Source organism: Bradyrhizobium sp. P2_E8 (assembly GCF_056403875.1).
In genome coordinates this window covers 1-1,998 of record NZ_JBFUES010001213.1, presented here as the reverse complement: position 1 = coordinate 1,998, position 1,998 = coordinate 1, and the positions used below count along the sequence as shown (strand labels likewise).

At 66.5% G+C, this 1,998-nt stretch carries 2 protein-coding genes and 1 pseudogene; all 3 read right to left on the bottom strand.

What is annotated here, in order from left to right:
• Positions 1–206 (bottom strand): annotated as a pseudogene (locus AC1D00_RS38755) (haloacid dehalogenase type II); the annotation flags it as partial.
• A gap of 147 nt (positions 207–353) precedes the next feature.
• The gene (gene glpX / locus AC1D00_RS38750) at positions 354–1,355 is read right to left on the bottom strand and encodes a class II fructose-bisphosphatase (RefSeq protein WP_477014309.1); all 1,002 of its coding nucleotides are present in this window, start codon (positions 1,353–1,355) and stop codon (positions 354–356) included.
• Between the two features lie 159 nt (positions 1,356–1,514).
• The coding region (locus AC1D00_RS38745; protein ID WP_477014308.1) for an ACT domain-containing protein at positions 1,515–1,998 on the bottom strand (484 nt) is incomplete at its 5' end.

Sequence of the window (1,998 nt, the reverse complement as noted above, 5' to 3'; positions counted from 1 at the left end):
ACATAGCCGCGCTCGGGATGTTTGCGCACGTCGTCCATCGAGGCCATGTACATGCCGCGCCAGCCGTCGACCAGCGCGGTCCAGTCGGCACTGATGCCGCGCTGCTTGCTCCACCACATGAAGTCGGTGATCAGGCTGGTGCGCCAGTCGACCACGGTGCCGAACACGTCGAAGACCAGGGCTTTGACGGCGGTGAGATCGGACATGGGCGCTTCCCTGATTGTTCTTGTTGTCATTCCGGGGCGATGCGCAGCATCGAGCCCGGAATCGATTTCACCTCGGACTCTGCCGCCCGATGGATTCCGGACTCTCGCTGCGCGAGCCCCGGAATGACGGCAGTCGTATTGCCTTGCTCAATCCAGGTGGAACTTCGCCAGCTCGCGGTGCTCGGCCTTGATGTAGCGCACGGTGCCGGTGACGGAGCGCATCACCACCGTCTCGGTCTCGATCACGCCGTCCTTGCGGAACTTGACGCCCGACAGAAGCGAGCCCGTGGTGACGCCAGTGGCGGCGAACAGGCAGTCGCCGCGCGCCATGTCCTCGATGCCGTAGATCATCTTGGGATCGTTGACGCCCATCTTGGCGGCGCGCTCGCGCTTCTCGTCGGAATCGAGGATGAGGCGGCACTGCATCTGGCCGCCGATGCAGCGCAGCGCCACGGCGGCGAGCACGCCTTCCGGCGCACCGCCGGTGCCGAGATACATGTCGACGCCGGTGTTGTCGGGGTCGGCGCAATGGATCACGCCGGCGACGTCGCCGTCGGTGATGAGGCGCACGGCAGCACCCGTCGAGCGCACGCTCTCGATGATGCTGGCATGGCGCRGACGGTCGAGCACGAGAACGGTGATGCCGTCCGGTTGGACACCCTTGGCCTTGGCGAGGCGGCGGACGTTGTCAGCCGGCGTTGCATCGAGATCGACGATGCCCTTGTCGTAGCCCGGTCCGATCGCAAGCTTCTGCATGTAGACGTCGGGAGCGTGCAGCAGCGTGCCGCCGTCGGCCATCGCCATGGTGGCAATCGAGCCCGGCATGTTCTTGGCGCACAGCGTGGTGCCTTCGAGCGGGTCGACCGCGATGTCGACCTGCGGGCCGGCATTCATGCCAACCTTCTCGCCGATGAACAGCATCGGCGCCTCGTCGCGCTCGCCCTCGCCGATCACGATGGTGCCCTCGATCGGCAGCTTGTTGAGCTCGCGCCGCATCGCGTCCACGGCGGCCTGGTCGGCCGCCTTCTCGTTGCCGTGGCCGCGCAGCCGCGCCGAAGACACCGCCGCCCGCTCGGTCACCCGCACGATCTCCAGCGTGAGGATGCGCTCGAGCAACGCGTGCGGCGGGACTGAAATATGGGTCGACATCGGCTAACTCCTTCGAAACGGTTCTGGACGGAAATCTCCGCCCGCATCAACTCGTAACACCCACAGTTCGTTCGAACCGTGTCATTGCTTGAGCCTGCCCTTTCCGGAAAACCGCTTCACACTTTTGCGCTGGCGCGGCCCTCCGGGTCCGGAGCATGCTCAGTTCTTCTCGATCCGGATCACCTGCGGCCGTCCGCTGATCACCTTGTCGCGCTGCACGGCGGCGAGCGCGCGGCGCACGGCGTCCTCGTGCGTCGCATAGGTGATCAGGATGACGGGCACGGGGACCGCCTTGCCGTTCGCCGGCGCAGCGCCGCCATTGGGATGACGCTGCACGATCGACTCGATCGAAATCTTCTGTTCTGCCAGCCGGGTCGCGATCGCGGCCGCCGTGCCCGGGAAATCGCGCGCCAGCAGGCGGATGTAGTAGCCGCCCTCGTGGCGCTCCATCGGCGCCTTCTTGGTGTCGCGCAAATGCGAGATCGGCCGGCCGAACGGATTGGCGCGGATGCCGCGCGCGACATCGGCGATATCGGCGACGACGGCGGATGCGGTCGCAGCACCGCCCGCACCGGGGCCGACCAGCGTGATCGGCGGAATGCCCTCGCCATCGATCGTGACCGCATTGGTGACACCCATCACC